Raw genomic sequence first — 25,284 nt, forward strand, 5'->3', positions numbered from 1 at the left:
GATACTCGAACGATGCGTGCGACGCGATCGACCGAGTCGCCGGGCGGCTTCGACGTCGGCTCCGGCCCGGGCGTCGGCCCCGACCTCGGCACCGACGCCCTGCAGGGCACCCTGCTGGCCGGCCGGTACCGGTTGGGGCCGCTGCTGGGGAACGGTGCGACGTCGGACGTGCGGCTGGCCCGGGACGAGCGCCTGGGCCGCGAGGTGGCCGTGAAGCTGCTCCGCCGGACGGGGACGGGGCTGGACGGTCGCCGCGAGCAGGCGGAGGCGCGGCTGCTCGCTTCCCTCAGCCACCCGCACCTGGTGACGGTCTACGACGCGCACCTCGACGGTGACGAGCCGTTCTTCGTGATGGAGCTGGTGGCGGGGCAGAGCCTGGACCGGCGGCTGCAGCAGGGGCCGCTGTCCGCCGACGACGTCCGGCGGGTCGGCACGCAGATGGCCGACGCGCTGGCCTACGTGCACGGGCGCGGTCTGGTGCATCGCGACGTCAAGCCCGGCAACATCCTGCTGGGCGCGGACCTGAGCGGGGCCGTGGACGCACGGCTGGCCGACTTCGGCATCGCGCGGCTGGAGGACGGCACCCGGTTGACCGCCACCGGGCAGCTGCTCGGCACGGCCGCGTACCTGAGCCCCGAGCAGGTCCGCGGCGCGGCGGTCGGGCCCGCGACCGACGTCTACGCGTTGGGCCTGGTGCTGATGGAGGCACTCAGCGGACAGCTGGTGTTCCCCGGTCGCGCGGTGGAGTCGGCGGTGGCGCGGCTGCACCGGCAGCCGGAGCTGCCCGCCGCGGCGGGGCCGACCGGGTCGGTCCTGGAGCGGATGACCGCGCTGGAGCCCGACGAACGGCCGACGGCTGCACAGGTGGCGGCGGCGCTGGCGAGCGACGACGCAGCAGCGTCGGCGGCGACCGTCCGACTCCCGCTGCCGGTGGACGCGGTCGACTCAGCCGACGCGCGAGCAGACGCATCGGAGTCGAGCACCGCGGTCCTGCCCGTGACGTCGGCGGAGGCGCTCGCGCCGACCCGCCGGTTCGAGCTCGGGGGCGACGGCCGCGACGCCGACCGCACGGCGGTGCGACCGGCGACCACGTCGGACCGTCAGACGGTGCGGCGGGGTGTGGGGACCCGGTCGCTGCTGGGCGGCCGGCGACCGGTGCTGCTGGTCACGGTGATCGTCGCGCTGGTGCTGATCGGCATCGCGGCGCTGTCGGCCACGACGCGCCACCGTGCGCCCGTCGGCACCATCACCTACCCCTCGGTCAGCGGTCAGCTCGGGCAGGACCTGAACCGGCTCCAGCAGGCGGTGCGGCCGTGACCGGCCGGACGAGCCGGAGGGCGGCGGCCGCGGTCGCGCTCGTGGTCGTCGTCGGGCCGTCCCTGGCCGCCTGCTCCGCGACGCCACCGCGCCCGACGGCCCTCCAGACGGACGTCCTCGCCGTCTCGCAGGCCGCCGCCGCCCACGACCTGGCGGCGACCACCGCGGCGACCGGTCGGCTGAACGCGGACGTGGTCGCCGCGCGCCAGTCGGGCACGCTCGACGCGGCGCGCGCGGCGACGATCGAGAGTGCGGCAGCGGCGGTGCTCGCCGACGTCACGGCCGCGGTCCAGCCGCCCGCCCCGACGACCTCGTCCACGCCGGCGTCCGCACCGCCGCCCGCCCGGGCACCGGCTCCGGCCCACCAGCCCAAGGAGAAGGGCAAGGGCGGCGGGGACTGAGACCCCGCCACGTCCACGCGAGCAGAGGTTCAGGCGGACGCGGCGCGCTTCTGCTTCGCCAGCGAGTAGAAGAACAGCGCGACCGGCCGGTACATCACGTGCGCGAACTTGGTGAACGGCAGCAGCAGCATCAGCTCCATCGCCACGGACACGTGCAGCAGGAACACCCAGTAGCCCCAGGCGGGCGCGGGCGGCAGGTACAGCGCCACCTCGATGAGGAACCCGGTGGCGCCGGTGATCCACAGCAGCGCCAGCAGCATCCAGTCCGAGCCCGTGGAGGTGGCCGCCGACGCGCTCCAGCGCCGCCGCCGGCCCACCATGAACATGGTGACGCCGTACATCAGCGCCAGACCGGCCACGGTGCCGAGCAGGCGGGTCGGGTACCAGATCGGCACCGGCGTCCCGGTCGCCTTCACGTGCAGCAGGGCCAGGCCCCAGTCGCTGATCGTGGCGACGAACAGCCCGAGGAAGCCCCAGATGCTCAGCGCGTGCAGCACCCAGCGGCGCCGGTACAGCGGTTCCACCGGCTGGTCGTCGTGGCAGTCCTCGCGGAACCGCTTCTGGCCCAGGGACTCCACACCGACCGAGTCCCAGGCGGCGCGCAGCGTGCGCCGCCACGCCTCGCGGCCGTGCACCGTGGTGGCCAGGCTCTCGCCGTCCCGCCGGGCGACCTGCCGCATCATCCGCACGATGCCGATCACCCCGGCGAGGACGAGCAGCACCATGACGGCGATGCCCGTCCAGTGGATCAGGCCCTCGGGGACGAAGTCGAACAGCGCCAGCTGCGTGGTGTCCTGGTTGCCCAGGCCGCCCGCGGTGAGCATGAACGTCCCGAAGAACGCGGCGACCAGCACCGCGATCGCCGTGCCAAGCACCGGCCGGGTGTAGAGGATGCGCGCGAGCCCCGTCGGGTCGTACGAGGCGACCGCGTAGCGCCGTGCCGTCGCCATGAACTCGCCCGGGTCCGCCTCGGTGGGGCAGGACTCGGAGCAGAGGCCGCAGTGGTAGCAGGTCCACAGCTCCTTGGAGCCGAGCAGGTCGTCCTTCATGCCCACCTGCGCGTACCGGATCACCCGGCGCGGGAACGTCGCGTCGTTGTCCGCGAGCGGGCAGATGGCGGTGCAGTTGCCGCAGCTGAAGCACGCGGTCACGTCGGCCGCGCCGAACTTCTGCAGGTCCGCCAGCAGGCCGGTGTCGACGGTCGTCGTCACTTCGACGCCTCCTTCGCGAGCGCGTACGGGAAGTAGCCGTCGTCCTCGTCGGGAAGCTCGACGAGGTGGCCGTAGCGGCGCATCCCCATCACCCAGAAGACGACCTCGTCCGCCGGGCGGCCGATCGCCTCGGCGAGCTGCGGCACGGTCAGCGGCCCGTCCGCCAGGGCGGCCGTGATCACTCCGTGCATCGACATCTCCTCGCGGATGATCTCCCGCGGGTCCCTCAGCGTCTGCGTCATCCCACCGGCTCCTTCACCGACAGCCCGTCGATCGCGGCCAGCATCTGGGCGCTGGTGTACCCGAGCAGGTCGATCGCGTCCTCCGGGCAGAACGGCACGCAGCCGCCGCACCCCTTGCACGTGGCGGCCGAGATGGTCGCCTTGGTGCCGGAGTCGCACCCGTAGCTGCTGATCGCGTCGTACGGGCAGGTGGTCAGGCACGCGTCGCAGCCGGTGCAGGCCGCCTCGTCGACGGTGGCGACCAGCGGGTCGAGCTCGGCGAACCCCTTCTTGAGGATGCCGGCGCTCTGCGTGACGGCCGCGAGGCCGCCGCTGACCGCCTCGGTCGCCGTCTTGGGACCCTGGCAGGCACCGGCGATCATGACGCCGTCCACCACGGTCTCCACCGGGCGCAGCTTGGGGTGGATCTCGTTGTAGAAGCCGTCGTCGCCCACCGGCAGCTTCAGCAGCGTCGACAGCTCGGTGTTCTGCGCGGGCACCATGCCGGTGACCAGCACCACCAGGTCGGCCGGGATGGTCAGCTGTGCGCCGGCTGTCAGCTTGTCGGTGACCGTCACCGCCAGCCGCTTGTCGGCGGTCTGCTCCACGCTCGGGAGCTCGTCGTCCGGGTAGCGCAGGTACACCGAACCGCGCTCGCGGGACTCGGTGTACAGCAGCTCGAACTTGCCGTAGGCCCGCACGTCGCGGTGGAGGTGGTACTGCGTGATGGTCGGGTCGATGTCCGCGACCTTGATCGAGGCGTGGATCGTCGCCGTGCAGCAGAACTTCGAGCAGTACGCGTTGCCGTCCGCCTGCCGGTTGCCGACGCAGTAGACGTACGCGATGGAGCGGACCGGCCGGCCGGACCAGGTCAGGACGCCTCCGCCCTTGGCGGCGTCGACCAGCGTGCCGAACTCGGCGAGCGTGACCACGCCGTCGATCCCGTAGCCGAGCTCGCCGACCTCGGGGGAGTAGACGTCCGCACCGGTGGCGATCACGAAGGTGCCGACCTGCAGGGTGCGCAGCTCGTCGGCCCCCCCGCTGCGGATGTGGACCTTGGCCGTGTAGTTGCCGAACGTGCCGGACTTGCCCACCAGCTCGGCGTCGGTCAGCACGGTGATGGTGGGCCGCTTCTCGATCTCGCTCAGCAGCTGGGCGATCTGCTCGCGGCCGCTGCGGTCGTGCGGGAACATGGGGCCCAGCTGGCCCAGCCAGCCGCCCACCTGCGGCTCGCGCTCCACCACGGTGACGGCGATGCCGATGTCCGCCAGCCCGATCGCGGCCCGCAGCCCGGTGACGCCGCCGCCGACCACCATGGTCGCCGGCACGGTGTCGACCCGCAGGGGCTGCAGCGGGACGGACAGGCGCGTCTTGGCGATGCCCGCCTTGACCAGGCCGATCGCCTTGGCGGTCGCGCCCTCGTGGTCGTCGGTGTGCGCCCACGAGTCCTGCTCGCGGATGTTCACCTGCGTGTACGCGTACGGGTTGAGGTTGGCGCGCTTGGAGACCCCGCGGAACGTCACCTGGTGCAGCTTGGGCGAGCAGGAGGCGACGACCAGGCCGTCGAGCTGCTCCGTCTCGATGTCGTGCACCATCTCGTGCTGCTGGCCGTCCGCGCAGGCGAACAGGGTCGTCTCGGCGACGACGACCTCCGGGTCGTCCGCGAGGGCGTCGCGCACCTTGGCCACGTCGACGTAGTCGGAGATGTTGCCGCCGCAGTGGCAGATGTACACGCCGATGCGGCGCCGGCCCGCGCCGGCCGCCGGGTCCTGGGTCTGCGTCATGCCAGCACCTCCGCGGCCTTGACGTGCTCGAGATGGGCCGCCACCTGGGCGACGGCCGCACCGGCGTGCACGATCGAGTCGACGATGTCCTTCGCGCCGGACGCGGTGCCGGCGACGAAGACCCCCGGGATGTCGGTCTGGCCCGGGTCCAGCTCGTCGCTCGGCTCGGCGACGTAGAAGTACTCGTCCAGCCCGAGCGGCTGGTCGGTGAAGAGGCGCTCGACGTCGCGGTTGGGCTGGATGCCCACCGCCAGCACGACGAGGTCGTACTCGGCCTCGACGATCTCGCCGGTGCCCTCCGTGTCCTCGTACCGCAGCACCAGGTCGCCGTTGGGCTTCTCGGTGATCTTGGAGACCCGGCCGCGGATGTACTGCGCGCCCATGTCCTTGGCCTGCTCGTAGAACTCGTCGTACCGCTTCCCGGCGGCCCGCATGTCCATGTAGTGCATGGTCACGTCGGCCAGCGGCAGGGCGCCCATGATCAGCTGGTTCTGCTTGATCGAGTACATGCAGCAGACCTTCGAGCACAGCGGGTTGCCCACCTGCTTGTCCCGGGAGCCGGTGCAGGAGATGTACGCGATCCGCTCGGGCACCTTCCCGTCGCCCGGCCGCAGCACCGTGTTGTACGGACGCGTCGGCGCCAGCAGCCTGTCCATCTGCATGCCGGTGATCACGTTGGCGTACCGGCCCCAGCCGTACTCCGGCTTGGCGTCGGCCGCGAACAGCTTGTAGCCGGTGGAGACGACCACCGCGCCGACGGTCACCTCGGAGACCTTCTCCCGCTGGTCCATCCGGATCGCGTCCGCCGGGCAGGCGTGCACGCACTCCTGGCACTCGGAGCAGACGCCGCAGTCCAGGCAGCTTCCGGAGCCGGAGCGTGCCTCGGCCTGCGTCAACCCCGCCTCCACCTCATGGAAGTCGCGCGGCCGGGGCACCAGGTCCACGGCGCCCTTGACCGGGTTGCGGTGGCCGTAGGTCGTCTGGCGCGACAGCACCTGCTCGGCGCCCACGGTGGGGAGCCTGTCGTCCAGCGCCGTGAACTCGTCCATCGGGCGGCCGGTGACCCAGCGGTCCACCATGTGCGCCACGCGCCGGCCCGCGCCGATCGCCGTGGTGATGTCCGTGGCGCCGGTCGTGACGTCGCCCGCGGCGAACACGTACGGCACGTCGCTCTGCAGCGTGCGGGCGTTCACCTTGATCCGGCGGGAGCGGCCGACCCCGACCAGCTCCTCGTACAGCGAGGAGTCCGGGCTCATGCCGATCGTCGAGATGACCAGGTCGCACGGGACGGTGGTCTCCGCACCGGGGATCGGCTCCGGGCTGCGGCGGCCCGAGGCGTCCGGCTCGCCGAGGCGCATCTTCTGCAGCCGCAGGCCGGTGACGGCGCCGTCGGTGGCGATCACCTCGAGCGGGCTGACCAGCAGCTCGAAGACGGCGCCCTCGGCCTCGGCGTCCTCCGACTCCACGTGGTGCGCCGGCATCTCCGCGCGCGTGCGGCGGTAGACGACCTTGGCCTCCGCGGCGCCGAGCCGCAGGCTGACGCGCGCGGCGTCCATCGCGACGTTCCCGCCGCCGACGATCACCACGCGCTTGCCGGTCAGGTCCGGTGCCGCCCCGTTCGCCACGTCGGCGAGGAAGTCCAGGCCGGTGACCGACCCGCGCACCCCCTCGTTCGGCACGTTCATCGGCGTCGCTGCCTGGGTGCCGGTGGCGACGACCACCGCGTCGAACCCGTCCCGCTGCTTCAGCGCGACGAGGTCGTCGACGTCGGCGTCGCAGACGATCCGCACGCCGAGCGACGTGAGGTTGGCGATGTCGGCGTCCACCACGTCGTGCGGGAGCCGGTAGGCCGGGATGGCGTGCCGCAGGTACCCGCCGGGCTGCGACCGCTTCTCGAAGATCGTCACCTCGTAGCCCTTGCGCGCCAGCTGCCAGGCGGCCGTCAGGCCGGCCGGGCCGGAGCCGACCACGGCGACACGGTGCCCGTTGGGCGCCTCGACCTCGACCGCGGGCCCGCTGGGTGTCGCACCCTGGGTGGCGTAGTGCTGGTCGGCCGCGTACCGCTTGATCAGGCGGATCGGCACCGTGCCCTCGAGCTTGGTGCGGGTGCACTCCGACTCGCACGGCGCGTAGCAGGCGCGACCGAGCGTGCCGACCAGCGGGGTGGCGTCCAGCACCAGCTGGAAGGCCTCCTCGTCCTTGCCGTTGCGCACCAGGGAGACGTAGCCGTGCGCCTTGATGCCGGCGGGGCACGCGCCGATGCACGGCGACGTGCCCTCTCGCGTCAGCACGGCCTTCTTCGGCACTGCCTGCGGGAACGCGATGTACGCGGCGCGGCGGGCGACCAGGCCGGAGTTGAACTCGTCCGGGACGGCCACCGTGCATGCCGTCTGGCAGTCGCTGCACCCGGTGCACGCCGCCCAGTCGACGAAGGTCGGCTTCTCCTTGACGGTCGCGTGGAACCGCCCGTCGGCGTCCCGCCGGATCCCGCTCACCTCCGAGTACGTCTTGGTGGTGATGTTCGGGTGGTTGATCGTCGACGACATCTTCGGGCCGGAGATGCAGCTCGCGCAGTCGAGCGTGGGGAACACCTTCGACAGCAGGATCATCCGGCCGCCGACGCTCGCCTCCTTCTCGACGAGCAGCACCTTGTAGCCCATGTCGCCGAGCTTGATCGACGACTCCATGCCGCCGATCCCGCTGCCGATCACCAGGACGTCGTAGTCCATTCGATGGCTCCTGCTTCCGGACAGGCCTGTGGCCCGCGCCTGGTCAGATGAAGAGGTTGACGTTCGACTCGTCCGCGTCGCCGAGGTAGGACGCGACGCCGGCGTACTCGATGTCGTCGAGCAGCTCTTCCTTGCGCAGGCCCATGACGTCCATCGACATGGTGCACGCGACGAGCTTGATGCCCTGCTCGCGGGCGGTGGCGATCAGCTCGGGCAGCGGCATCACGTTCTGCTGCCTCATCACGCGCTGCATCATCTTGGGACCGGCGCCGGCGAAGTTCATCTTCGACAGCTGCAGCTTCTTGGGGCCCCGCGGCATCATCGCGCCGAACATCTTCTGCAGCGGCGTCTTCCCGCTGGTGGCCACGTGCTGGTCCTTGCGGAGCGCATTCAGCCCCCAGAACGTGAAGAACATGGTGACCTCGTCGTCCATCGCCGCTGCGCCGTTGGCGATGATGAATGCGGCCATCACCTTGTCGAAATCACCGCTGAACACGATGATCGTCTTTCTCGTGGACTCCATCGTCCCTCTCCTGGTCTTTGTCTGGTACTGCGCCTAGCCCCGTGGTGGGGCGGTCAGCCGACGGTGGCCGGCTGGGGCCGCAGCTCGTCGAGCGCGGCTGCGAACTCACGCATGTACTTGGCGAACGGTTCGGCGCAGACCGAGCAGACGGCCGCCATCTTCAGGCGCTGCGGCGCGATGCCCCTGGCCTTCATCAGCTCCTGCGCCTGGGTGGCGATCCGAGCGGTGCGCTCGGCGCAGTCCGGCAGGTAGGCGCACTCCTCGCCGTCGGAGGCGATGAACACGCCGTCCTGGCCGGACTCGAGGGCGTGCACGATCCACGACGGCTTGATGCCGCTGCTGCACGGGACCGCCAGCACCGAGACGGTGGCGGGGTAGTGCAGGTGGCGGCTGCCCGCCAGGTCGATGCCAGGATCCGAGATGTTGTTCGTCGAGAAGACGAGGATCCGCGGCAGCGACCCGGCGGCGTCGCTGTGGTCCATCAGCGGATCACTTCATCTTCTTGAGGAACAGGTGCAGGTAGCCCTGGTCCTCGAAGTTCCCCAGGAACTCGTGGCCCATCTTCTTCGACCACGCCGGCAGGTCCTTGAGCGTGCCGGAGTCCGTCGCCAGCACCTCCATGACGCCACCGACCGGCACGCCACCGATCGCCTTCTTGGCCGCGAGGATCGGGCCGGGGCACGAGGTGCCGCGGGCGTCGACGACGGTGGTCGTGCCCTCCAGGGCCTTGAGCTCTTCGATGGCTACCGACATGGTCAGTCCTCCTCCGGGACGGGTGGGCGCCGGTCCGCCGGTGACGACGCCGGACGCAGCAGGCCGCCGGGCCACAGTGCCCGGGACCAGCGGCGACGTGCGTCCGCGCGCGGAAGGGCCCCCGGACGGGGACCCTCCATCGGGTCGGGCGACGTCGCCACGGAGCAAGGTTCGACCTCGCCGGGCAGCCTCATGGGGGTCGAACGTCCTGTACCCCCTCGGGTATGTGTCGCGTTTGCGTAGGCCGGGACGTACGTCCTGACGGCGGGGGCCGGGGGATGGGTCATACTTCAACCGTGCCTGATTCAATCGTTCTTGAACTGACGCTCTCGCCCTCCGCGGTCGACGGTGCGCTCGCCGTGCTCCAGGCGGTCGCCGACCCGGTGCGGTGGACGGTGCTCGAGCAGCTGTCCGCCGGCCCGTCGTGCGTCTGCAACCTGCAGGAGCACGTCCAGGTGCCGGGCAACCTGCTCAGCTACCACCTGAAGGTGCTCCGCGACGCCGGCCTGGTCACGTCCAGCCGGCGCGGTCGGTGGATCGACTACGCGCTCGCGGACGACGCACGGTCCCGGATGGCCGCCGCGCTGCCCGGCGGCCGGTCGGGGGCACGGGCATGAGCGTCGCAGAGCGGGTCCGCGCCGGGAGCGCGGTGCGCCGGTGGACCGGCCTCGCGGGTGCCGCGGTGGTGTGGTTCGCGCTGTACGCCGTCAACGGGCGGTTCTGGATGTGGCTGGTCGGTCAGGTCGCCGGCCTGGACCTGACCAGCCGGCTCGGCTCCGGCGTGCTGTTCTTCGTCACCGACTCGGTGAAGATCGTCCTGCTGCTGGTCGGCATCATCTTCGTCGTCACCGTCCTGCGGTCGTTCATGAGCGTGGAACGGACCCGGGCGCTGCTCGGCGGGCGCCGCGAGGGCGTCGGCAACGTGATGGCTGCCGGGCTGGGCGTGGTCACGCCGTTCTGCTCGTGCTCCGCGGTGCCGGCCTTCATCGGGTTCGTCGCGGCGGGTGTGCCGATCGGCGTGACCCTCAGCTTCCTCATCGCCAGCCCGCTGGTGAACGAGGTGGCGATCGCGATGCTGTTCGGCATGTTCGGCATCGGCCCGACGGCGCTGTACGTCGTCGCCGGCCTGGTGATCGCCGTCGTCGCCGGCTTCACGCTGGGCCGCCTGCACGTCGAGCGGTGGGTGGAGCCGTTCGTCTTCGAGACGCGCCTGCGCGGCCAGGTGGTGGACCCGAGCGTCGGGCTGAGCTGGGACGACCGGATCCAGATGGGCCTGGAGGAGGTCCGCAGCATCCTGCGGCGCATCTGGCCGTACCTGCTGGTGGGCATCGGGCTCGGCGCCGCGATCCACGGTTGGGCCCCGGCCGACCTGTTCGCCCGGTACGCCGGTGCGGGCAACCCGTTCGCCGTGCTGATCGCCGTCGCCCTCGGCGTGCCGCTGTACTCCAACGCCGCCGGCGTGACGCCGCTGGTGCAGGCCCTGCACGACAAGGGGCTGCCGATGGGCACCCTGCTCGCCTTCATGATGGCCGTCGTCGCGCTCAGCCTGCCCGAGCTGATCCTGCTGCGCCGCGTGCTCAAGCCACCGCTCATCGCCGCGTTCGTCGCGGTGACCGCCCTCGGCATCGTCGCCGTCGGCTACCTGTTCAACGCCGTCCTGCCGGCCTGACGCCGGCACCGCTCACCACAGGAGAGACAGACCATGATCATCAAGATCCTCGGCTCCGGCTGCGCCAACTGCGTCAACCTCGAGCGCGTCACGCGCGAGGCCGCCACGGAGCTGGGCCTGGACGCACAGTTCGAGAAGGTCACCGACTACGGGGAGATCGCCGGCTACGGCGTCATGCGCACGCCCGGGCTGGTGGTGGACGAGCAGGTGGTCATGTCCGGTCGGGTCCCCACGGCGGCCCAGGTGCGCGAGCTCCTCGCGCCCCTCGCCTCCTGACCGCCGGGCCGAGGAAGGCGCCTCGTCATGACGACCCAGAGCCCGGCCGGTCCGGCCGTGCCGCCGGTCGAGGCGGCCCGGGAGGCCACCTCGGCACCGATGTCGCCACCCGTGCCCACCGACCGTGCGTCGCGGATGCGTGACCTGCACCCCGGGTGGTTCGCCGCCGTGATGGGCACCGGCATCGTCGCGGTGGCCAGCGACGGCAACCCAGGCAGCCTGAGTGCGTTGCAGCCGGCCGCGCACGCCGTCGGCGTGGCGTTCGCCGTGCTCACGTACCTGCTCGGCGCGGTGCTGCTGGTGGCCTACGTGGTGCGCTGGGTGCGGCACACGGACGCGTGCCGTGCCGACCTGCGGCATCCCGTGCTCGGCGCGATGCACGCCACCCTCCCGGCGGGGCTGCTGGTGCTGTCGGTGATGACCACCGCCGTCGGCCCGCGGTTCCTGCCGTCCGGGGTGACGGTGCCGCTGGCCGGTGCGCTGCTGGCGGTCGGCGCGGTGGTCGGGCTGGTGCTGGGCGTGGCGTTCACGTACACGCTGTTCACGGGTGAGGTGGCCGCGGGGTCGGTGAACGGCGGCTGGTTCATCCCGCCGGTAGTCACGATCATCGTCCCGGTCGCCACGGCGGCGCTCGTGCCGCACGTCGGTGCGCGCGACGCACGGCTGCTGCTGGTGCTGGGCTACGCGACGTTCGGCATGGGGTTCGTGCTGTTCCTGCTCACGCTCGGCCTGCTGTTCGCCCGGCTGGTGCTGCACCCGCTGCCGCCGGCGGCACTCGCGCCGACCGTGTGGATCGCGCTCGGCCCGGTCGGGGTCGGTGCGCTGGCGGCCCTCGGCCTGGCACGGCAGATGCCGGTGGCGAACGGCGCGACCGCCGGGGCGGTCGGCACGGTGTCGCTCCTGTTCGCCTCGGCGCTGTGGGGGTTCGGCCTGTGGTGGCTGGGCATCGCCGCAGCGTTGCTGGTCCGGTACCTGCGAGCCGGCGGGTTCGGGTTCCACCTCGGCTGGTGGGCGTTCACCTTCCCGCTCGGCGCCTTCACCGTGGCCACGCTGACGATCGGCCGGGCCTGGCAGACGCCGGTGCTCGAGGTGCTGGGGGCCGCGCTGTACCTGCTGCTGGTCGCGACCTGGGTCACCGTCACGGTCCGGACGGTCGCGGGGACGCGCAGCGGCGTGGTCTGGCGGCGGTGAGCCCGGGTCGCGAGGCCGGCACGCAGGGCCTCAGGGGCGCAGCACCCGCCACGCCTGCGTGACGTAGGGCAGCGGCCACGGCGGCGGTCCGGCGAGCGCCGGGTCCTCGCCCAGCAGCCCGTCGACCTGCGCCAGCAGCTGCCGGCGCCGCTCGTCGGACGCCGTGATCACGTAGCTGCGCGACAGCACCAGCGCGTGCAGGCGCTCGCGGTCCACCGGCTGCGACCAGCGGTGCGTCATCGACTCGACCGCGCCGAGGGTGGTCGGTGGCACGTGCTCCTCGGCGGTGGCTCCGCGGCCCGCGGCATCGGCGGCGAGCAGCGCACCGAGCGCGCGCACCCACGGCACCGACTCGTCGCGGGTGTTCCAGACGAGGCCGAGCACACCACCGGGCCGCAGCACGCGGGCCACCTCCGGCACCGCGCGGGCCGGGTCAACCCAGTGCCAGGCCTGGGCGACCACCACCGCGTCGACGCTGGCGTCCGGCAGGGGGATGGCCTCGGCGGTGCCGACCAGGGCGGTCACCCCGGGGACGACCTGCCTCAGCTGGTCGAGCATCCGCGGTGACGGGTCGACCGCGGTGACGTGCTCGGCCCGCCCGACGAGGCTGCGGGTCAGCTTCCCGGTACCGGCGCCGAGGTCGAGCACGTCCCGCGGCCGGCCGGCGAGGAGCCAGTCGACCACCGGGTCGGGGTAGCCGGGGCGCGACCGCTCGTACACGTCCGCGGCGGCGTCGAACGACAGCGCGTGCCTCGTCGTGCCGTCCACGTCCGTCCCTCCGGTCTCCGGCCCCCGCCATGATCGCGGCGCCGGCCGCGGTGGACCACCTCAGCCGGTGGGGTCGAGCACGTGCCGGTCGCCGCTGAAGGGCTGGAGCGCCGCCGGGGCCGGGAACGGCAGCTCGATGGAGTCCACCTTGGTGTGCACGTCGCCGTGGTCGTCGTAGGTCACGACGACCCGCTCGGTGGACACCTCGCGCAGGCGCACGCGTACCGGCCGCCCGTCCAGCTCCAGCTCCCACAGGTCGGCGAGCCAGCCGATGCCGCGCTCGTCGAGCACCGCCTCCGCCTCGTCCCAGGGCAGCACGCCGGACGCCGTCCGGCCGAGCCGGTCGATCGCGACGGCGCCGTCGTCCTCCAGGCGCAGCCAGCCGAGCAGCTCTCGGTCGCCCGCCCGGCGGTGCTCGATCCAGTCGGTGGGCGTGGCGGTCACGGTCGCACCGCCTGTCGGTGCGTGCGCAGGGTCGTGAACATGGGCCGGACCGTAACCCGCCGGCCCCCGGCTCCCGCCACCTGTTTCCCGTACGGCCGGTCAGGCCGGCAGGAGCTCGCCCAGCAGCGTCTCGACCCGGCCGCGGATCTCGTCGCGCACGCGGCGGACCGTCTCGAGGTCCTTGCCGGCCGGGTCCTCCAGCTCCCAGTCCTCGTACCGGACGCCGGGGAAGAAGGGGCAGGTGTCGCCGCAGCCCATGGTGATCACCACGTCCGACGCCTGCACGGCGTCGCCGGTGAGGATCTTGGGCCGCTCGGCGGCGATGTCGATGCCGACCTCGGCCATCGCCTCGACCGCGACCGGGTTGACCTGGTCGGCGGGCACGGACCCGGCCGAGCGGACCTCGACCCGGCCGCCGGACAGGGCGGTCATGAAGCCGGCGGCCATCTGGGAGCGGCCGGCGTTGTGCACGCAGACGAACATGACGGACGGGTTGCCGGTGGTGCTCGCGGACATCGGTCTCTCCAGGGTCGGGTCAGGCAGGGACGACGAGGGGTGCCAGGTGCTCCACGCGGTCGGTCAGCTCCGCCAGGGCGGCGTCGAAGGCATCGCTCGTGCCGGTGCGGACGGGGTCCGGTACGGACCAGTGCACGTCGGCCGGCACGGGGAGCTCCTCGTGCGCCCGGTCGCACACCGTGACCACGAGGTCGCCGTCGCGGTGCACGTCGGCCAGCGCTCGCGGCCGCAGCCGGCGCATCGGCAGGTGGTGGCGGGCCGCCGCGGCGACCGCGCCAGGGGCCAGCCGGTCAGCCGGATGGGTGCCGGCCGAGGCGGCGGGGACGTCCGACGCCTGCCGCCACAGTGCGGCGGCCAGGTGCGAACGCGCGGAGTTCGCGGTGCACACGAACAGCACCCGGTGCGCGGGACGGACGGCGCCGGGTACCAGACCCGCCAGCGCCCCCGGCACCAGGCGGACGTACGTGCGGCGGCCGTCACCCTCGGACCGGTGGCGGCTCACCAGCCCCGCCTGCTCCAGCACGCCGAGATGGTGCGCCACCAGGTTGGACGGCATGGCCAGCAGGTGCGCCAGCTCGGACGGCGAGGCGTCGCCGAGGGCGAGGGTGTCGACCACCTGCAGCCGGGCGGGGTCGGCGAGCGCCGCGTGCACGGCGGCGCGGCGCGTCACTCCCCAGCTCTGGTCGTCGCTCATTGAGTCAATGATGATTGAGCGATCGGCGGCCGGTCAAGCCCCGCTCGTCAGGCCGGGATGGTGACCACGAACCGGCAGCCCGGTGCCTGGTTCTGCACGGCGACACGGCCGTGGTGCGCCTCGACCAGCCCGCGCACGATCGCGAGCCCGAGCCCGGCTCCCGCGTCGGGGTCCGGGGTGCGCGCGCTCCCGCCGCGCCAGCCGACGTCGAACACCCGGCCGAGGTCGTCGGCCGGGATGCCGCCGCAGGCGTCCGCCACGGCGACGGTCACGGTGGGCCCGTCGGCCTGGCCGGTGATCACCACCGACCCGTCGGAGGGGGTGTGCCGCACGGCGTTCATCACCAGGTTGGCCACCACCCGTGCCAGCGCGTCCGGGTCCGCCCGCACCAGCACGTCCCCGGCGACGGCACCGCCGACGCGCACCCCCTTGGCGCGCGCGACCGGGTCGGCGGCGGCGATCGCCTCGCTCACGACGTCCGCGAGCTGGACCGTCTGCGGGGCCAGCTGCAGGGTGCCGGCGTGGATGCGGGACAGCTCGAACAGGTCGTCGACCATGCGCACCATCCGGTCCACCTCCGTGCGCATCTGCGCGCGGTAGCGGGCGGGGTCGGGGGCGAGACCGTCCTCGAGCGCCTCGGACATCGCCCGGATGCCCGCGAGCGGCGAGCGCAGGTCGTGCGAGACCCACGCGACCAGCTCGCGGCGCGAGCGTTCCAGCCGGCGCTCCCGCTCGTCGGCCTCGTGGAGGCGCTCGGCGCTGCGGCTCAGCTCGCCCGCGACGTCGGTGAGCTCGCGCGGGCCGGCGGAGGGTGCCTCGAAGCGTCCACCGTCCCCGAACCGCGTCGCCGCGTCGCGCAGCCGGCGCGCCGAGGCCACGAGTCGTTCCCCGAGCCACAGCGCGACGGCCACCGAGACCAGGCCCGAGACGACGCACACCGTGATCACCACGTGCAGGTCGTGCTGGGACAGGAACATCGCGTGAGCCGTCCCCAGGACGCCGGCCGCCACGCCGCCCACCGACACGAGGGCGACCACCGCGGTCGACCACCGCAGCGATGCCCGCCGCAGCAGAGCCGCCGCCACCACCCCGGCCAGCACCACCCCGGCTGACCACGAGACCGCGACCAAGGCCACCTGCACCACGTTCATCGCGCGGCCTCCCAGCGGTAGCCCGCGCCCCAGACGGTGAGCAGCCGGACCGGGTGGGTCGGGTCGGCCTCGACCTTCTCGCGCAGCCGCCGCACGTGCACCGTCACGGTGGACCGGTCGCCGAACGACCAGCCCCACACCTCTCGCAGCAGGTCGTCGCGGGACCAGACAGGCCCCGCGCGCGCCACGAGGAACCGCAGCAGGTCCAGCTCGCGGGCGGTCAGCGCGAGCGGCCGTCCGCCGAGGGTCGCCGATCGCTTGGCCGGCTCGACCACCAGGTCCCCGTCGGTCAGCACCTCGGCCTCCGGCGCGGCCTGCTGGCCGGCGCGGCGCAGCACCGAGTCGACCCGCAGCGCCAGCTCGCGGGGGCTGAACGGCTTGGTGACGTAGTCGTCGGCACCCAGCGCGAGCCCCATGATCCGATCGGTCTCGGCGCCCAGCGCGGTCAGCATGATCACCGGCACGTCACCGTCCTGCCGCAGCCGGCGGCACACCTCGAGACCGTCGATGCCGGGCAGCATGAGGTCCAGCACCACCAGGTCGGCGCGCGTGCGCCGCATCGCGTCCAGCGCCTGCTCGCCGTCCGCTACCTCGACCACGTCGTGCCCGCTCGCGCGCAGGTACGACGCGACGACCTCGCGGACGGTGGCGTCGTCGTCGACGACGAGGACGTGCGTCACGTCGGTCCCTTCCCGAACGCCGGGGGACGGCCCGGCACCGCGGTGCCGGGCCGTCCTGATGATCACCCCTGAGTCAGCGCGGCGTCACGGGCCGTCACCGGGCCGCGATGCCCTCCATGCCGGTCGTGGTGAAGGCCGGCAGGCCGGACACCGTCTGGATCCGCGTCAGGCTGCCGCCAGGGGAGACCGCATAGGCGCCGACCGTTCCGGCGACGGACTCCTGCGCGTAGACGAAGCGACCGTCGTGGGAGGCAGCGAGGTCGATCGGCCCGGCGTTGGTGGACGCCGCGACCGGCGCCGTCAGCACCGCGGGACCGAACCACGGCGCGGCCCACGCGGACAGCGTCGCGGAGCCGGCGTTGGCGCCGAGCAGCGTGCGTCCCGCCAAGACGTTCCAGCACAGCGCCGCGCCGCCGTCCGATGCGGAGGAGCCGACCAGGTGCAGCGACCCGTCACGCGCGGCCGTGTACGTGCTGGTCCGGCCCGTGCCGGCCTCCGTCACCTGCAGCCGGCCGTGCCGGTCGACGACGAACGAGAACGGCACCGGTCCGGCCGACGGCGTGGCCACCGGGGTGGCGGCGGGCAGGCCCGCGTCGTCGATCGGGAAGCTGAGCAGCTCGTTGTGGTTCTTGGTGGTCACCACCAGGGCGTGCCCGTCGGCGGCGAAGCCGATCTGCCCCGGTGAGGCGATGAACACGGGCGGGTTGCTTCCGCCCAGGCCCAGCGAGCGGGTGGACCCCGGGATCGGCACGAGCGCGCCGTGCATCAGCCGGAAGCCGGAGACAGCACCGTCACCGCCGGCGTCGAGCACGTACACCAGGTCACCGTGCACGGCGATGCTGGTGGGGAAGTGGCCGCCCGACGGGGCCGTCCGCGGGGTGCCGAGCGCGGCGCCGTGCACGGTGAACGCCGTCAGCGAGTCGCTGCCGGCGTTCACCGCGAGGAGCACGTCGTCGCGCTCGTCCAGCACCAGCGAGCCCTGGGAGGCCAGCGCGTCGAGCGGTGCGCCGACCTGCGTGCCGCCCAGCCCGCCGGTGGCGTAGCGCCCGGCCGCGGTCAGCGTGCCGTCGACGTGCCGGGTGTAGACCGCGACGGTGTTGCCGGTGGTGCCGTTGAGCTGGACGAAGACGGCTCCGGGCGCGCCGTGGCCGTCGGGACCGCCGTCGGCGCCGTCCGAGGCGAGTGCCCCGGAGGCGCCGAGGGGCACGAGGGCCAGAGCGGCGGCGGCACCGACGGCAGCGAGCACCGTGCGTCGGCGGACGAGGGCGTGCAGACGGGACATCGGAACCTCCAGGGAGCGGACGCAGGCCCACCGCGCGCCCCTGACCAGGGCGTTCGCCGGTGAACCGGATGCGTCCACTGTGCGGACCGCCCCCGGCGCCGGACAAGGGTTCCGGTCCTTACGAGACGGTGACGTCCGCCGAGCCGGACCAGCAGGGCCGCAACCGCTCCTCCGCCTCGGCGACCTTCGCGGCCGCGATCAGGGACGTGACGGCGAGGCTGAACGCCGTGCGCTCGCGGGGTGGTGCCGCTGATCGGTTGCGGCCGACGCGGAAGAGCCTCGGTGCAGCGGGTCGAGGACGTGCCGGTCGCCGCCCAAGGGCCGCCAGATCGCGGGCGCCGGGAACGGCGGTCCTGTCCGTGGTCGCGAGCCTGGCCACGGGCTGGCAGGTGTACCGCGTCGGTGACTCCGGGGCCCGCGCGGTGTGGCAGCACAGCACCAGCCCGCTGGCGGGCGTCGGCAAGGGCTGAGGCGCCGGACCGCCCCGCGGGACGCGCTCTCGACGGGCGCTCGCGGCCGGATCGACGGATGGTGGTGGTCTCGACAGCGACCGGAGGGACCCACCCCATGAGCTCCAACACCTTCGTCCGATCCCTGCACGACCTCGGTGCCGCCGCCTGGTTCGGTGGCGGCCTGATGGGCGCCATCGGCCTCAACGGCGCCTCCGAGGAGGTCGAGGACCCGCGTCAGCGCGTGCACACCGCGTCCATGGGCTGGGCGAAGTGGGCGCCGGTGAACGCCCTGGCCATCGGCGCGCACCTGGTCGGCGGTGCCGGCCTGCTGCTGGCCAACCGCGGCCGCGTCCAGGCCCAGGAGGGCGTCACGGCCAACACCGTCGTCAAGACGGCGCTGACGATCGCGGCCCTCGGCACCACCGCCTGGAGCGGCATGCTCGGCACCAAGATCGCCAAGGGCTCGTCCGAGCCCGCGCACAGCGGCGTCACGCCGTCGTCCAGCACGTCCGACGAGGTGGCCGCGGCCCAGCGGCAGGAGCGCATCCTGCAGTGGGTCACCCCGGCGCTGGTCGGCACGATCATCGTGCTCGGCGCCCAGCAGGGCGAGATGCAGCGGCCCACCCAGGTGTCGAAGGGGCTGCTCGGCCGCATCCTCGACTGACGCCGTACCGTTCGAGCCGAGGGGCGCCGCCGCTGCCGGGGGCGCCCCTCGGCGTGCGACGGACGCCGCCCGGTCTCGCGGCCGGGCGGCTCTCGGCTGAGCGGCGAGCGGCGGTCAGCCCCGACGCGTCGCGACAGGTGCCGGTCGCAGCCGCAGCCGCTGGGCGGCGGCGGCCCGTGCGGTGTCGGTGAGCACCGTGTACGCGGCCGGCTTGCGCCCACGCTCGCGGATGGTCCGGTCGAGGTAGTCCCGCAGCAGCCACATCTGCACCGGGTCCGACGTGGGGCGCACCGCGAGCTCGCGCTCCAGCTGGTGCAGCGTGAGCCCGAGGTCGCGCTGGATATCGTCCCGGCTCAGGCCGGCGAGGTTGTAGCTCGCCATCAGCTCCTGGCTGGCCTGTGCGCGGTCGGCGCCGTTCAGCGACATGGGTCACACCGTTCTGTGGGGTTGGGTGGGGGACGGGACGGTCATGGTGGCGGCCCGCTCGCGGAGCCGGTGGAGCTGGGTGGACAGGGCCGCCTGCTGCTCCGAGGTCAGGTCGGCGAACACCTGGTCGACGGCCTGACGACGGGTGGTCAGCGCGGCTTGGTAGGTGCGTCGACCGGCGGTGGTGAGGTGCACCAGCCAGGCACGCCGGTCGTCCGGATCGGCGGCGCGGCGCACCAGCCCGTCGCGCTCCAGCGCGTCGACCGCCTCGGTGATGGTGCGCGGCGCCAGCTCGAGCGTCTCCGCGAGCACCGCCTGCCGTGCGGGACCGTCCGCCAGCGCGCCGAGCACGCGGGTGCGAGCCACCGAGACGCCGTGCACCTGCAGCCGCGAGTCGAGCACGCGGCGGATGCGCGTGACGCACTCCACGAGCTCGTCAGCCAGGTCTGTCGTCTCCACGGACCGCCTCTCCGGGACCAGTGTAGTCCCACATGGTGAGGTACCTCACGGAGTCCCGCGGCCCCGTCGCGGCAGCACTGGCCCGGGTGCGACGGCCGCAGAAGACTGGCGGCAGGCGCCACCTCACCGGGGAGCGGGTCGCCGGTGTCCTCGGGCAGCGCCGCCGGACGGGCACGGTGGACGGAGGGTCATGAGCACGGAACAGCTCCAGCAGATGGCCACGGGCCGCGGCTTCATCGCCGCGCTGGACCAGAGCGGCGGCTCCACCCCCGGTGCGCTCAAGCGGTACGGCATCGAGACGTGGGCCGACGACGCCCAGATGTTCGAGCTGGTGCACGCGATGCGCTCGCGGATCATCACCAGCCGGGTGTTCGGCGGCGACCGCATCGTCGGCGCGATCCTGTTCGACCGGACCATGGAGAGCCAGATCGACGGCATGGGCGCCGCCGAGTACCTGTGGCAGGTCAAGCACGTCGCGCCGTTCCTCAAGGTGGACAAGGGGCTGCTCGACGAGGCCGACGGGGTGCGGCTGATGAAGCCGATCACTGACCTCGACGACGCGCTGAGCAGGGCGAACGGGCACGGGGTGTTCGGCACCAAGATGCGGTCGCTGGTGGTGCAGGCGGACAAGGCGGGGGTCGCGGCGGTCGTCGACCAGCAGCTGGAGCTGGCGCAGCGGATCCTCGCGGCCGGGCTGATGCCGATCGTCGAGCCGGAGGTGGACATCCACAGCCCCACCAAGGGTCAGGCGGAGGACATGCTCCGCTCTGCGCTGCACGACGGGCTCGACCGGCTGCCCGGCCACGCCCGGGTGATGCTCAAGCTGACGCTGCCCGAGCAGGACGGCTGGTGGACGCCGCTCGTCGAGCACCCGCACGTGCTCCGCGTCGCCGCCCTGTCCGGCGGGTACACCCGTGCCGAGGCGGTGCTGCGGCTGGCGCGGCAGCCCGGCGTGATCGCCAGCTTCTCGCGCGCACTGACCGAGGGCCTGACGGCGCAGCAGTCTGACGACGAGTTCGACGCGGTGCTCGACGGCTCCATCCAGGCGATCTACGACGCGTCGCTGACCTGACCGGCGGCCCGGGACGCCCGCCCGGGCCGAACCACGCGGGGCGAACCACACGGCGCCGTCGTCGCGACACGCCGACGGCGGCGCCACGCTCGTTCTCAGAATCCTCTGAGAATCGGCTGGTGCCGTGGGCCCCATGACGACGAGCGCGCCGACCCCGACCGGCGCAGCGCGCCCGGCGACCGTCCGATGACGCCGCCGTCCCGCGGCTCCGCCCTGTACGCGGCCACGCTGGTCACCATCGGTGCGGCGGCCGGGGTCCGGTTCTTCACCACGACGCCGGACCTGCACGCGGCCGCTGCGCAGGGCGCCGCCACGGGTGCACCGGTAGCGGCGGCGGCCGTCGCCACACCGTCGTCCACCCCGACGGCGACCGGCAGCAGCCTCAGCTGGGGCCGCGGGCCGCACCCGTCGGCAACACCGTCGCCGACCCCGTCGCGCACGCCGACGGTCCCGACGCAGCGACCGTCCCCGACCGCGACCCCGACCGCGACCCGGACCACGGCACCCGCGCCGAAGCCCGCCGCTCCGGCACCGCCACCCCCCGCACCGGTCACCACCGTGGTGGTCGGCTCCACCGTGCAGACCCGGTACGGACCCGTGCAGGTCCAGGTGACGTTCACCGGCACCGCGATCACCGCGGCGCAGGCGCTGCAGGCGCCGTCCGGCGGGTACAGCAGCCAGGTCAGCTCGTTCTCCATCCCGGTGCTGTCCCGCGAGGCGGTCGCCGCCGGCTCGGCGAACATCGCGGCGGTGTCCGGGGCGTCCTACACGTCCGCCGGCTACCAGCAGTCGCTGCAGTACGCGATCGACCACCGCGGCTGACGTCGGCGCTCAGCGGACCGCCTCGCGCGCCAGCACCAGGTAGCAGCTGGCCGTCCACGTGTACGCGCGGTCCCGCAGCCCCTCGCCGGTCAGCGCGTCGAAGTTCTCCGCGAACCCGTGCGCCTCGCACAGCCGCCGGAACCGCGTGCTGACCTCGTCCGCCAGCCCGTCCCGGCCGGCCCGGCGCAGGCCGTCCACCAGGAGCATCGTCGACGGCGCCCAGATGGGGCCGCGCCAGTACCCGTCGGGCTCGTACTGCGGTGAGTCCGGCTGCTCGGTGGCCGGTCCCCACGGCGTGAGGAACCCGTCCAGCTGCTCGACCAGGGCGTCGACGACGTCCGCCGGCAGGTGCTCGGCGGCCAGCAGCGCGAGGTGGGGGAGCAGGCTGGTGGTGGTGCTGGCGCGACCCGACACGGGGCTCCGGGCCACCAGGGCCGAGCCGGTCCACAGCTGGTCCACCAGCGCCGCGGCGAGATGGTTGCGCAGCGCCGCCCAGTCCGCGGCGGTCCGCCGGGGCGCACCGTCGGCCGTCGGGTCCGTGCCGGTCTCGGCCCCCGACCCCAGCTCGTCGGCCAGCCCGGCCAGCACGTCCAGCTGCACCACCAGGAACGCCGCGAGGTCAGGCGCCTCCACCACCCGGTCGGCGTCGAACATCGTCGCGTTGTCCCAGCCGCTGTCGTTGCCGTGCTGGTAGTGCGGCAGCACGTGCCCGGGCACGCGTCGGGACGTCAGCCAGAACTCCGTCCACCGGACCAGCGCGTCGTACAGCACGCGCAGCGTCGCGGCGTCCAGCGGCTCGTCGAGCGAGGCGCGCAGCCGCGCGACGGCCCAGCCGTGGATCGGCGGCTTGACGAAGTTGTGCAGCACCTCGGAGTGCGTCACCGAGTCCGGCAGCGCGCCCGTGGCGTCCTGGTGGTCGAACGGCAGCAGCAGCTGGTCGAGCGCCTCCGCCGGTCGGCCCGGCGCGAGGGCCAGCGCGTTGAAGCAGTGGTCCCAGCTCCACACCTTGTCCATCCAGTGCTTGGACATCAGCACGGCCTCGCGGCCCAGGAAGCCGGCGGGCCGCACGGTGGCGGACCACATCACGTACGCGGCGAGGGCGGCGGCGGGCGTCGAGCCGTCGCGCCACGGCGCCACCTGGTCGAGGTAGGTGGCGAAGTCGTGGGCGCTCGTCGTGACGACGTCGTCGAACGCCCGCCGCCGCCGGTAGGGGGGTCGGGCCGTCTCCAGCTCCTCGACGACGAGCTCCCACTCGTCGCCGACCACGGTGACGGTGCGGGTCGCCTCGCCCAGCGCCTCGGCACCGAGCACGTCCAGCTCGCCGGTCAGCGCCGTGATGCGGTAGCGGCGCCCCGTCTCGTACGACGTCAGCACCGCCGACCCGTCGATCGGGTCGCGGAACAGGTACAGGCCGGTGAACGGGGTCAACGACGAGGTCGGGTCGGCGAGCACCAGGCCGAGGCCGCTACCTCGCAGCCGCACCGCGTCGACCGACTCGAAGGCGGCCTCGATGGTTCGGACCGCGTCCTCCTCCGCCGTCCACGTCAGCACGCCCGGCGTCGCGGTCAGCGTGGTGGCGACCGGCTCGCCGGCCAGCGCCGGCACCAGCCGCAGCACCGGGTGCATGCCGGTCTGGTGGGACACCAGGTGCACGTCGTCGGCCCGCTGGTGCAGCCCGATCACCGGGGACAGGTCGAGCCAGGAGCCGCGCCGGCTGAACGGCACCTCCTGCACGTCGAACAGCGGCCCGGCGGACACCCCCGCGACCGCGGGGCTCGTCGCGGCGCTCATCGGACCGGCAGCCAGACGCGCATCTCACCGGGTTCACGTTCGGCCCACCGGTGGTAGGCGATCAACGGCAGGTCGAGGCGTTCGCCCTGGTCACCGGCCTGCGTACCGTCGTACGGCCAGGTGCGGCCGGCCGGCGGGACGGCGGTGGCGGCGACGGTGACCCGGCCGTCCCGACGGACGGGTGCGACGGAGGCGTCGACGACGAGGTCCGCGAGGTCGATCCCGGCCGGCACGTCGGTCTGCTCGGCGCACAGCACCAGCGGCCCGGCCTCGACCGCGACGCAGCCGCGGACGGCGTCGATCCGCCGGTCGGGCCAGGTCAGCCGGGGCGACACGTCGAGCCGGAGCGTCAGCTCGTCACCGGCCTGCAGCACGCGCACGACGGAGACCGACCGCCCACCCTCGGCACCCAGCGGCCCGTCGGGCGTGCCCAGCACGGCGTCCGGGCTCCACGCCGGCACGCGGAACGTCAGGGTGACCGGCGTGGCCGGCGCCTCGAGCACCCGCACCACCACGGCACCGTCGTCCGGGTAGGACGTCTCGACGTCGAGCGCCAGCACGCTCCCGTCCGCGAGGGTCGTGCGGATGCGGCCGCCGGCGTACTGCAGCAGCACCAGCTCCTGGCCGCGGACGGCCGCGGCGTAGGTGTGCCAGCTCGCGAGCGTCCGGGCGACGTTGGTGGGGCAGCACGACACGTCGAACCACGCCGCGCGGCTGCCGCCCTCGGCGCGGGGGCTGACCTGGTCGTCGTCGGACGGCTGGCCCGCCGCCCGTAGGTGCAGCGGGTTGGCGTAGAAGAAGGCCCGCCCGTCCGAGCGCGGGGAGGTGGCGACGACGTTGTACGACGTGCGCTCGATCAGGTCGGCGTACCGCATGTCACCGGTGGCCAGGAACAGTCGCCACGACACCATCGTCGACGCGATCCCCGCACAGGTCTCGCAGTAGGCGCGGTCCGGCGACAGCTCCCAGTCCTCGCCGAAGCCCTCGTCCTGGTGCCGGCTGCCCATGCCGCCGGTCAGGTAGGTCCGCCGGGCCACGGAGCGCTCCCACTGCCGGACGACGGCGTCGACCAGCTCGTCGTCGGCGGTGTCGACGCCGACGTCGACCGCCGCTGCCGACAGGTAGAGCGCCCGGACCGCGTGCCCGCGCCAGACGTCGGCCTCGCGGATCGGCACGTCGTCCTGGAAGTACGCCCGGCCCAGCGGGATGTCGGCGAGGGTGCCGTGCCCGCGCCGGTCGAGGAACAGCCGCGCTTGCTCGGTGTACCGCGGCTCGTCCAGCGCCCGGCCCAGCTCGGCCAGCCCCACCTCTATCTCCGGGTGGCCGCAGATGCCCTGCACACCGTCGGCGCCGAACGTCGTGCACACGTGGTCCGCAGCGCGCCGCGCCGCCTCGACCAGGGCGTCCACGCCGCGGGTCCGCACCCGGGCGACCGCGGCCTGCAGCAGGTGGCCGGTGCAGTACAGCTCGTGACCCATCTCCAGGTCGGAGTACCGCGGCGGCTGGCCGGCGTGCCCGAAGCAGGTGTTCAGGTACCCGTCGTCGTCCTGCGCGGCGACCACTCGTGCGGTCAGGCGCCGGAACGCCGCCTCCGCCCGCTCGTCACCGGTACGGCCGGACTCCCAGGCGAGCGCCTCGAGCAGCTTGTAGACCTCGGAGTCGGAGAACTGCCAGCCGGGCCGGTCCGCCCCGGCGGTGGCGCCCGCGGCGACCCGGTCGAAGTTGGCGAGCCAGCCCAGGCGCTCCATCCAGCGCTCGCAGTGCTCGAGCGTCGCGTCGGCGTTGGTCCGCTGCAGCCCGGCCCAGAAGCCGTCGGTCAGGGCCACCTCGTGCAGGCCGAGCGGACGCAGCGCCCCACGGGCGGGCACCACCGGTCGGCCGCCCGTGGGGTCGAGCCGCCCGCTGAGGCCGGCGCGGTCGGCGTCGACGAGGTCCGAGGTCATGGGTGCAGAGCTCCGTTGTCGAGATGAGGGCACGGCTGGGCAGGC

The 25,284-nt window shown here is 73.5% G+C and carries 27 protein-coding genes; 9 read left to right on the forward strand and 18 right to left on the reverse strand.

Going from position 1 to position 25,284, the window contains the following annotated elements; genetic code table 11:
- Positions 1 to 12: 12 nt before the first annotated feature.
- Together ACFQTY_RS09380 and ACFQTY_RS09385 are read left to right on the forward strand one after the other, a co-directional pair.
- A complete protein-coding gene (locus tag ACFQTY_RS09380; protein ID WP_378099695.1) occupies positions 13 to 1,317 on the forward strand; it encodes a serine/threonine-protein kinase in 1,305 nt (434 codons plus the stop codon).
- Positions 1,314 to 1,718: a hypothetical protein gene (locus ACFQTY_RS09385; protein ID WP_378099697.1), complete on the forward strand. Its 405-nt coding sequence runs from the start codon at positions 1,314 to 1,316 to the stop codon at positions 1,716 to 1,718. The genes ACFQTY_RS09380 and ACFQTY_RS09385 overlap by 4 nt, the downstream gene beginning before the upstream one ends.
- A gap of 29 nt (positions 1,719 to 1,747) precedes the next feature.
- Here the strand turns inward: ACFQTY_RS09385 and ACFQTY_RS09390 are convergent, their stop codons facing one another.
- From ACFQTY_RS09390 to ACFQTY_RS09420, 7 genes are read right to left on the reverse strand one after another with little or no spacing between them, the layout of a single operon-like run.
- On the reverse strand, positions 1,748 to 2,929 hold the full coding sequence (locus tag ACFQTY_RS09390; protein WP_378099699.1) for a 4Fe-4S dicluster domain-containing protein: 1,182 nt from the start codon (positions 2,927 to 2,929) through the stop codon (positions 1,748 to 1,750).
- Complete coding sequence (locus ACFQTY_RS09395) at positions 2,926 to 3,171, reverse strand: hypothetical protein (protein ID WP_378099701.1); 246 nt, start codon at positions 3,169 to 3,171, stop codon at positions 2,926 to 2,928. The genes ACFQTY_RS09390 and ACFQTY_RS09395 overlap by 4 nt, the downstream gene beginning before the upstream one ends.
- Positions 3,168 to 4,934 (reverse strand): CoB--CoM heterodisulfide reductase iron-sulfur subunit A family protein, encoded by a 1,767-nt coding sequence (locus tag ACFQTY_RS09400; RefSeq protein WP_378099703.1) that lies wholly within the window; start codon positions 4,932 to 4,934, stop codon positions 3,168 to 3,170. The genes ACFQTY_RS09395 and ACFQTY_RS09400 overlap by 4 nt, the downstream gene beginning before the upstream one ends.
- Entirely contained in the window at positions 4,931 to 7,663 is a 2,733-nt protein-coding gene (locus tag ACFQTY_RS09405) for an FAD-dependent oxidoreductase (RefSeq protein ID WP_378099705.1), read from the reverse strand. The genes ACFQTY_RS09400 and ACFQTY_RS09405 overlap by 4 nt, the downstream gene beginning before the upstream one ends.
- Positions 7,664 to 7,706: 43 nt before the next feature.
- Positions 7,707 to 8,186 carry a DsrE/DsrF/DrsH-like family protein gene (locus ACFQTY_RS09410; protein ID WP_378099707.1) on the reverse strand — a complete coding sequence of 160 codons (480 nt, stop codon included), beginning with the start codon at positions 8,184 to 8,186 and terminating at the stop codon, positions 7,707 to 7,709.
- A 53-nt stretch (positions 8,187 to 8,239) separates the two neighbouring features.
- The gene (locus ACFQTY_RS09415) at positions 8,240 to 8,668 is read right to left on the reverse strand and encodes a hydrogenase iron-sulfur subunit (RefSeq protein ID WP_337974497.1); all 429 of its coding nucleotides are present in this window, start codon (positions 8,666 to 8,668) and stop codon (positions 8,240 to 8,242) included.
- 7 nt (positions 8,669 to 8,675) lie between these two features.
- On the reverse strand, positions 8,676 to 8,939 hold the full coding sequence (locus ACFQTY_RS09420; protein ID WP_337974498.1) for a sulfurtransferase TusA family protein: 264 nt from the start codon (positions 8,937 to 8,939) through the stop codon (positions 8,676 to 8,678).
- A 296-nt stretch (positions 8,940 to 9,235) separates the two neighbouring features.
- Between ACFQTY_RS09420 and ACFQTY_RS09425 the strand changes: the two genes are divergently transcribed.
- The 4 genes from ACFQTY_RS09425 to ACFQTY_RS09440 are packed head-to-tail and all read left to right on the forward strand — an operon-like array spanning position 9,236 to position 12,075.
- Positions 9,236 to 9,556, forward strand: coding sequence for an ArsR/SmtB family transcription factor (locus ACFQTY_RS09425; RefSeq protein WP_378099710.1), 321 nt, complete (start codon positions 9,236 to 9,238; stop codon positions 9,554 to 9,556).
- On the forward strand, positions 9,553 to 10,608 hold the full coding sequence (locus ACFQTY_RS09430) for a permease (RefSeq protein ID WP_378099712.1): 1,056 nt from the start codon (positions 9,553 to 9,555) through the stop codon (positions 10,606 to 10,608). Before ACFQTY_RS09425 ends, ACFQTY_RS09430 begins: the two co-directional genes overlap by 4 nt.
- A 33-nt stretch (positions 10,609 to 10,641) precedes the next feature.
- Positions 10,642 to 10,884 (forward strand): thioredoxin family protein, encoded by a 243-nt coding sequence (locus ACFQTY_RS09435; protein ID WP_337974501.1) that lies wholly within the window; start codon positions 10,642 to 10,644, stop codon positions 10,882 to 10,884.
- Between the two features lie 27 nt (positions 10,885 to 10,911).
- A complete protein-coding gene (locus ACFQTY_RS09440; RefSeq protein ID WP_378099714.1) occupies positions 10,912 to 12,075 on the forward strand; it encodes a hypothetical protein in 1,164 nt (387 codons plus the stop codon).
- A 30-nt stretch (positions 12,076 to 12,105) separates the two neighbouring features.
- Here the strand turns inward: ACFQTY_RS09440 and ACFQTY_RS09445 are convergent, their stop codons facing one another.
- From ACFQTY_RS09445 to ACFQTY_RS09475, 7 genes are all read right to left on the reverse strand, one after another.
- A complete protein-coding gene (locus tag ACFQTY_RS09445) occupies positions 12,106 to 12,843 on the reverse strand; it encodes a class I SAM-dependent methyltransferase (RefSeq protein ID WP_378099716.1) in 738 nt (245 codons plus the stop codon).
- A 60-nt stretch (positions 12,844 to 12,903) separates the two neighbouring features.
- Entirely contained in the window at positions 12,904 to 13,287 is a 384-nt protein-coding gene (locus ACFQTY_RS09450; RefSeq protein ID WP_378099718.1) for a hypothetical protein, read from the reverse strand.
- Positions 13,288 to 13,386: 99 nt separating this feature from the next.
- The gene (locus ACFQTY_RS09455) at positions 13,387 to 13,803 is read right to left on the reverse strand and encodes an arsenate reductase ArsC (protein ID WP_378099720.1); all 417 of its coding nucleotides are present in this window, start codon (positions 13,801 to 13,803) and stop codon (positions 13,387 to 13,389) included.
- 19 nt (positions 13,804 to 13,822) lie between these two features.
- Complete coding sequence (locus ACFQTY_RS09460; RefSeq protein ID WP_378099722.1) at positions 13,823 to 14,497, reverse strand: metalloregulator ArsR/SmtB family transcription factor; 675 nt, start codon at positions 14,495 to 14,497, stop codon at positions 13,823 to 13,825.
- Positions 14,498 to 14,544: 47 nt separating this feature from the next.
- A complete protein-coding gene (locus tag ACFQTY_RS09465) occupies positions 14,545 to 15,648 on the reverse strand; it encodes a sensor histidine kinase (RefSeq protein ID WP_378099724.1) in 1,104 nt (367 codons plus the stop codon).
- On the reverse strand, positions 15,645 to 16,328 hold the full coding sequence (locus ACFQTY_RS09470) for a response regulator transcription factor (protein ID WP_378099726.1): 684 nt from the start codon (positions 16,326 to 16,328) through the stop codon (positions 15,645 to 15,647). The genes ACFQTY_RS09465 and ACFQTY_RS09470 overlap by 4 nt, the downstream gene beginning before the upstream one ends.
- Before the next feature lie 94 nt (positions 16,329 to 16,422).
- Positions 16,423 to 17,610, reverse strand: coding sequence for a lactonase family protein (locus ACFQTY_RS09475; RefSeq protein WP_378099728.1), 1,188 nt, complete (start codon positions 17,608 to 17,610; stop codon positions 16,423 to 16,425).
- Positions 17,611 to 18,177: 567 nt separating this feature from the next.
- Here ACFQTY_RS09475 and ACFQTY_RS09480 point away from each other — a divergent pair.
- The gene (locus tag ACFQTY_RS09480) at positions 18,178 to 18,726 is read left to right on the forward strand and encodes a hypothetical protein (protein WP_291761465.1); all 549 of its coding nucleotides are present in this window, start codon (positions 18,178 to 18,180) and stop codon (positions 18,724 to 18,726) included.
- Between the two features lie 114 nt (positions 18,727 to 18,840).
- On the opposite strand, the gene ACFQTY_RS09485 is transcribed toward ACFQTY_RS09480, so the two are convergent.
- Positions 18,841 to 19,152, reverse strand: coding sequence for a DUF2316 family protein (locus ACFQTY_RS09485; RefSeq protein ID WP_378099731.1), 312 nt, complete (start codon positions 19,150 to 19,152; stop codon positions 18,841 to 18,843).
- A gap of 3 nt (positions 19,153 to 19,155) precedes the next feature.
- Positions 19,156 to 19,611: a MarR family winged helix-turn-helix transcriptional regulator gene (locus ACFQTY_RS09490; protein ID WP_378099733.1), complete on the reverse strand. Its 456-nt coding sequence runs from the start codon at positions 19,609 to 19,611 to the stop codon at positions 19,156 to 19,158.
- A gap of 190 nt (positions 19,612 to 19,801) precedes the next feature.
- Between ACFQTY_RS09490 and ACFQTY_RS09495 the strand changes: the two genes are divergently transcribed.
- Positions 19,802 to 20,683, forward strand: coding sequence for a fructose bisphosphate aldolase (locus ACFQTY_RS09495; protein WP_378099734.1), 882 nt, complete (start codon positions 19,802 to 19,804; stop codon positions 20,681 to 20,683).
- A 186-nt stretch (positions 20,684 to 20,869) separates the two neighbouring features.
- Complete coding sequence (locus ACFQTY_RS09500; protein ID WP_378099736.1) at positions 20,870 to 21,505, forward strand: FMN-binding protein; 636 nt, start codon at positions 20,870 to 20,872, stop codon at positions 21,503 to 21,505.
- 9 nt (positions 21,506 to 21,514) lie between these two features.
- On the opposite strand, the gene ACFQTY_RS09505 is transcribed toward ACFQTY_RS09500, so the two are convergent.
- Positions 21,515 to 23,296, reverse strand: coding sequence for an amylo-alpha-1,6-glucosidase (locus ACFQTY_RS09505; RefSeq protein WP_378099738.1), 1,782 nt, complete (start codon positions 23,294 to 23,296; stop codon positions 21,515 to 21,517).
- Positions 23,293 to 25,239: a glycoside hydrolase family 127 protein gene (locus ACFQTY_RS09510; protein ID WP_378099740.1), complete on the reverse strand. Its 1,947-nt coding sequence runs from the start codon at positions 25,237 to 25,239 to the stop codon at positions 23,293 to 23,295. The genes ACFQTY_RS09505 and ACFQTY_RS09510 overlap by 4 nt, the downstream gene beginning before the upstream one ends.
- Positions 25,240 to 25,284: the final 45 nt, after the last annotated feature.

Source organism: Cellulomonas sp. T2.31MG-18 (assembly GCF_964266755.1).
Classification (GTDB): Bacteria; Actinomycetota; Actinomycetes; order Actinomycetales; family Cellulomonadaceae; genus Cellulomonas.

Excerpts from the sequence above, each read along its gene's own strand:
- ACFQTY_RS09380 (WP_378099695.1), top strand. The coding sequence starts at position 13 with ATGCGTGCGACGCGATCGACCGAGTCGCCGGGCGGCTTCGACGTCGGC.
- ACFQTY_RS09395 (WP_378099701.1), bottom strand. The coding sequence starts at position 3,171 with ATGACGCAGACGCTGAGGGACCCGCGGGAGATCATCCGCGAGGAGATG.
- ACFQTY_RS09400 (WP_378099703.1), bottom strand. The coding sequence starts at position 4,934 with ATGACGCAGACCCAGGACCCGGCGGCCGGCGCGGGCCGGCGCCGCATC.
- ACFQTY_RS09405 (WP_378099705.1), bottom strand. The coding sequence starts at position 7,663 with ATGGACTACGACGTCCTGGTGATCGGCAGCGGGATCGGCGGCATGGAG.
- ACFQTY_RS09410 (WP_378099707.1), bottom strand. The coding sequence starts at position 8,186 with ATGGAGTCCACGAGAAAGACGATCATCGTGTTCAGCGGTGATTTCGAC.
- ACFQTY_RS09415 (WP_337974497.1), bottom strand. The coding sequence starts at position 8,668 with ATGGACCACAGCGACGCCGCCGGGTCGCTGCCGCGGATCCTCGTCTTC.
- ACFQTY_RS09420 (WP_337974498.1), bottom strand. The coding sequence starts at position 8,939 with ATGTCGGTAGCCATCGAAGAGCTCAAGGCCCTGGAGGGCACGACCACC.
- ACFQTY_RS09430 (WP_378099712.1), top strand. The coding sequence starts at position 9,553 with ATGAGCGTCGCAGAGCGGGTCCGCGCCGGGAGCGCGGTGCGCCGGTGG.
- ACFQTY_RS09435 (WP_337974501.1), top strand. The coding sequence starts at position 10,642 with ATGATCATCAAGATCCTCGGCTCCGGCTGCGCCAACTGCGTCAACCTC.
- ACFQTY_RS09440 (WP_378099714.1), top strand. The coding sequence starts at position 10,912 with ATGACGACCCAGAGCCCGGCCGGTCCGGCCGTGCCGCCGGTCGAGGCG.
- ACFQTY_RS09455 (WP_378099720.1), bottom strand. The coding sequence starts at position 13,803 with ATGTCCGCGAGCACCACCGGCAACCCGTCCGTCATGTTCGTCTGCGTG.
- ACFQTY_RS09460 (WP_378099722.1), bottom strand. The coding sequence starts at position 14,497 with ATGAGCGACGACCAGAGCTGGGGAGTGACGCGCCGCGCCGCCGTGCAC.
- ACFQTY_RS09465 (WP_378099724.1), bottom strand. The coding sequence starts at position 15,648 with ATGAACGTGGTGCAGGTGGCCTTGGTCGCGGTCTCGTGGTCAGCCGGG.
- ACFQTY_RS09475 (WP_378099728.1), bottom strand. The coding sequence starts at position 17,610 with ATGTCCCGTCTGCACGCCCTCGTCCGCCGACGCACGGTGCTCGCTGCC.
- ACFQTY_RS09480 (WP_291761465.1), top strand. The coding sequence starts at position 18,178 with ATGAGCTCCAACACCTTCGTCCGATCCCTGCACGACCTCGGTGCCGCC.
- ACFQTY_RS09485 (WP_378099731.1), bottom strand. The coding sequence starts at position 19,152 with ATGTCGCTGAACGGCGCCGACCGCGCACAGGCCAGCCAGGAGCTGATG.
- ACFQTY_RS09495 (WP_378099734.1), top strand. The coding sequence starts at position 19,802 with ATGAGCACGGAACAGCTCCAGCAGATGGCCACGGGCCGCGGCTTCATC.
- ACFQTY_RS09500 (WP_378099736.1), top strand. The coding sequence starts at position 20,870 with ATGACGCCGCCGTCCCGCGGCTCCGCCCTGTACGCGGCCACGCTGGTC.
- ACFQTY_RS09505 (WP_378099738.1), bottom strand. The coding sequence starts at position 23,296 with ATGAGCGCCGCGACGAGCCCCGCGGTCGCGGGGGTGTCCGCCGGGCCG.
- ACFQTY_RS09510 (WP_378099740.1), bottom strand. The coding sequence starts at position 25,239 with ATGACCTCGGACCTCGTCGACGCCGACCGCGCCGGCCTCAGCGGGCGG.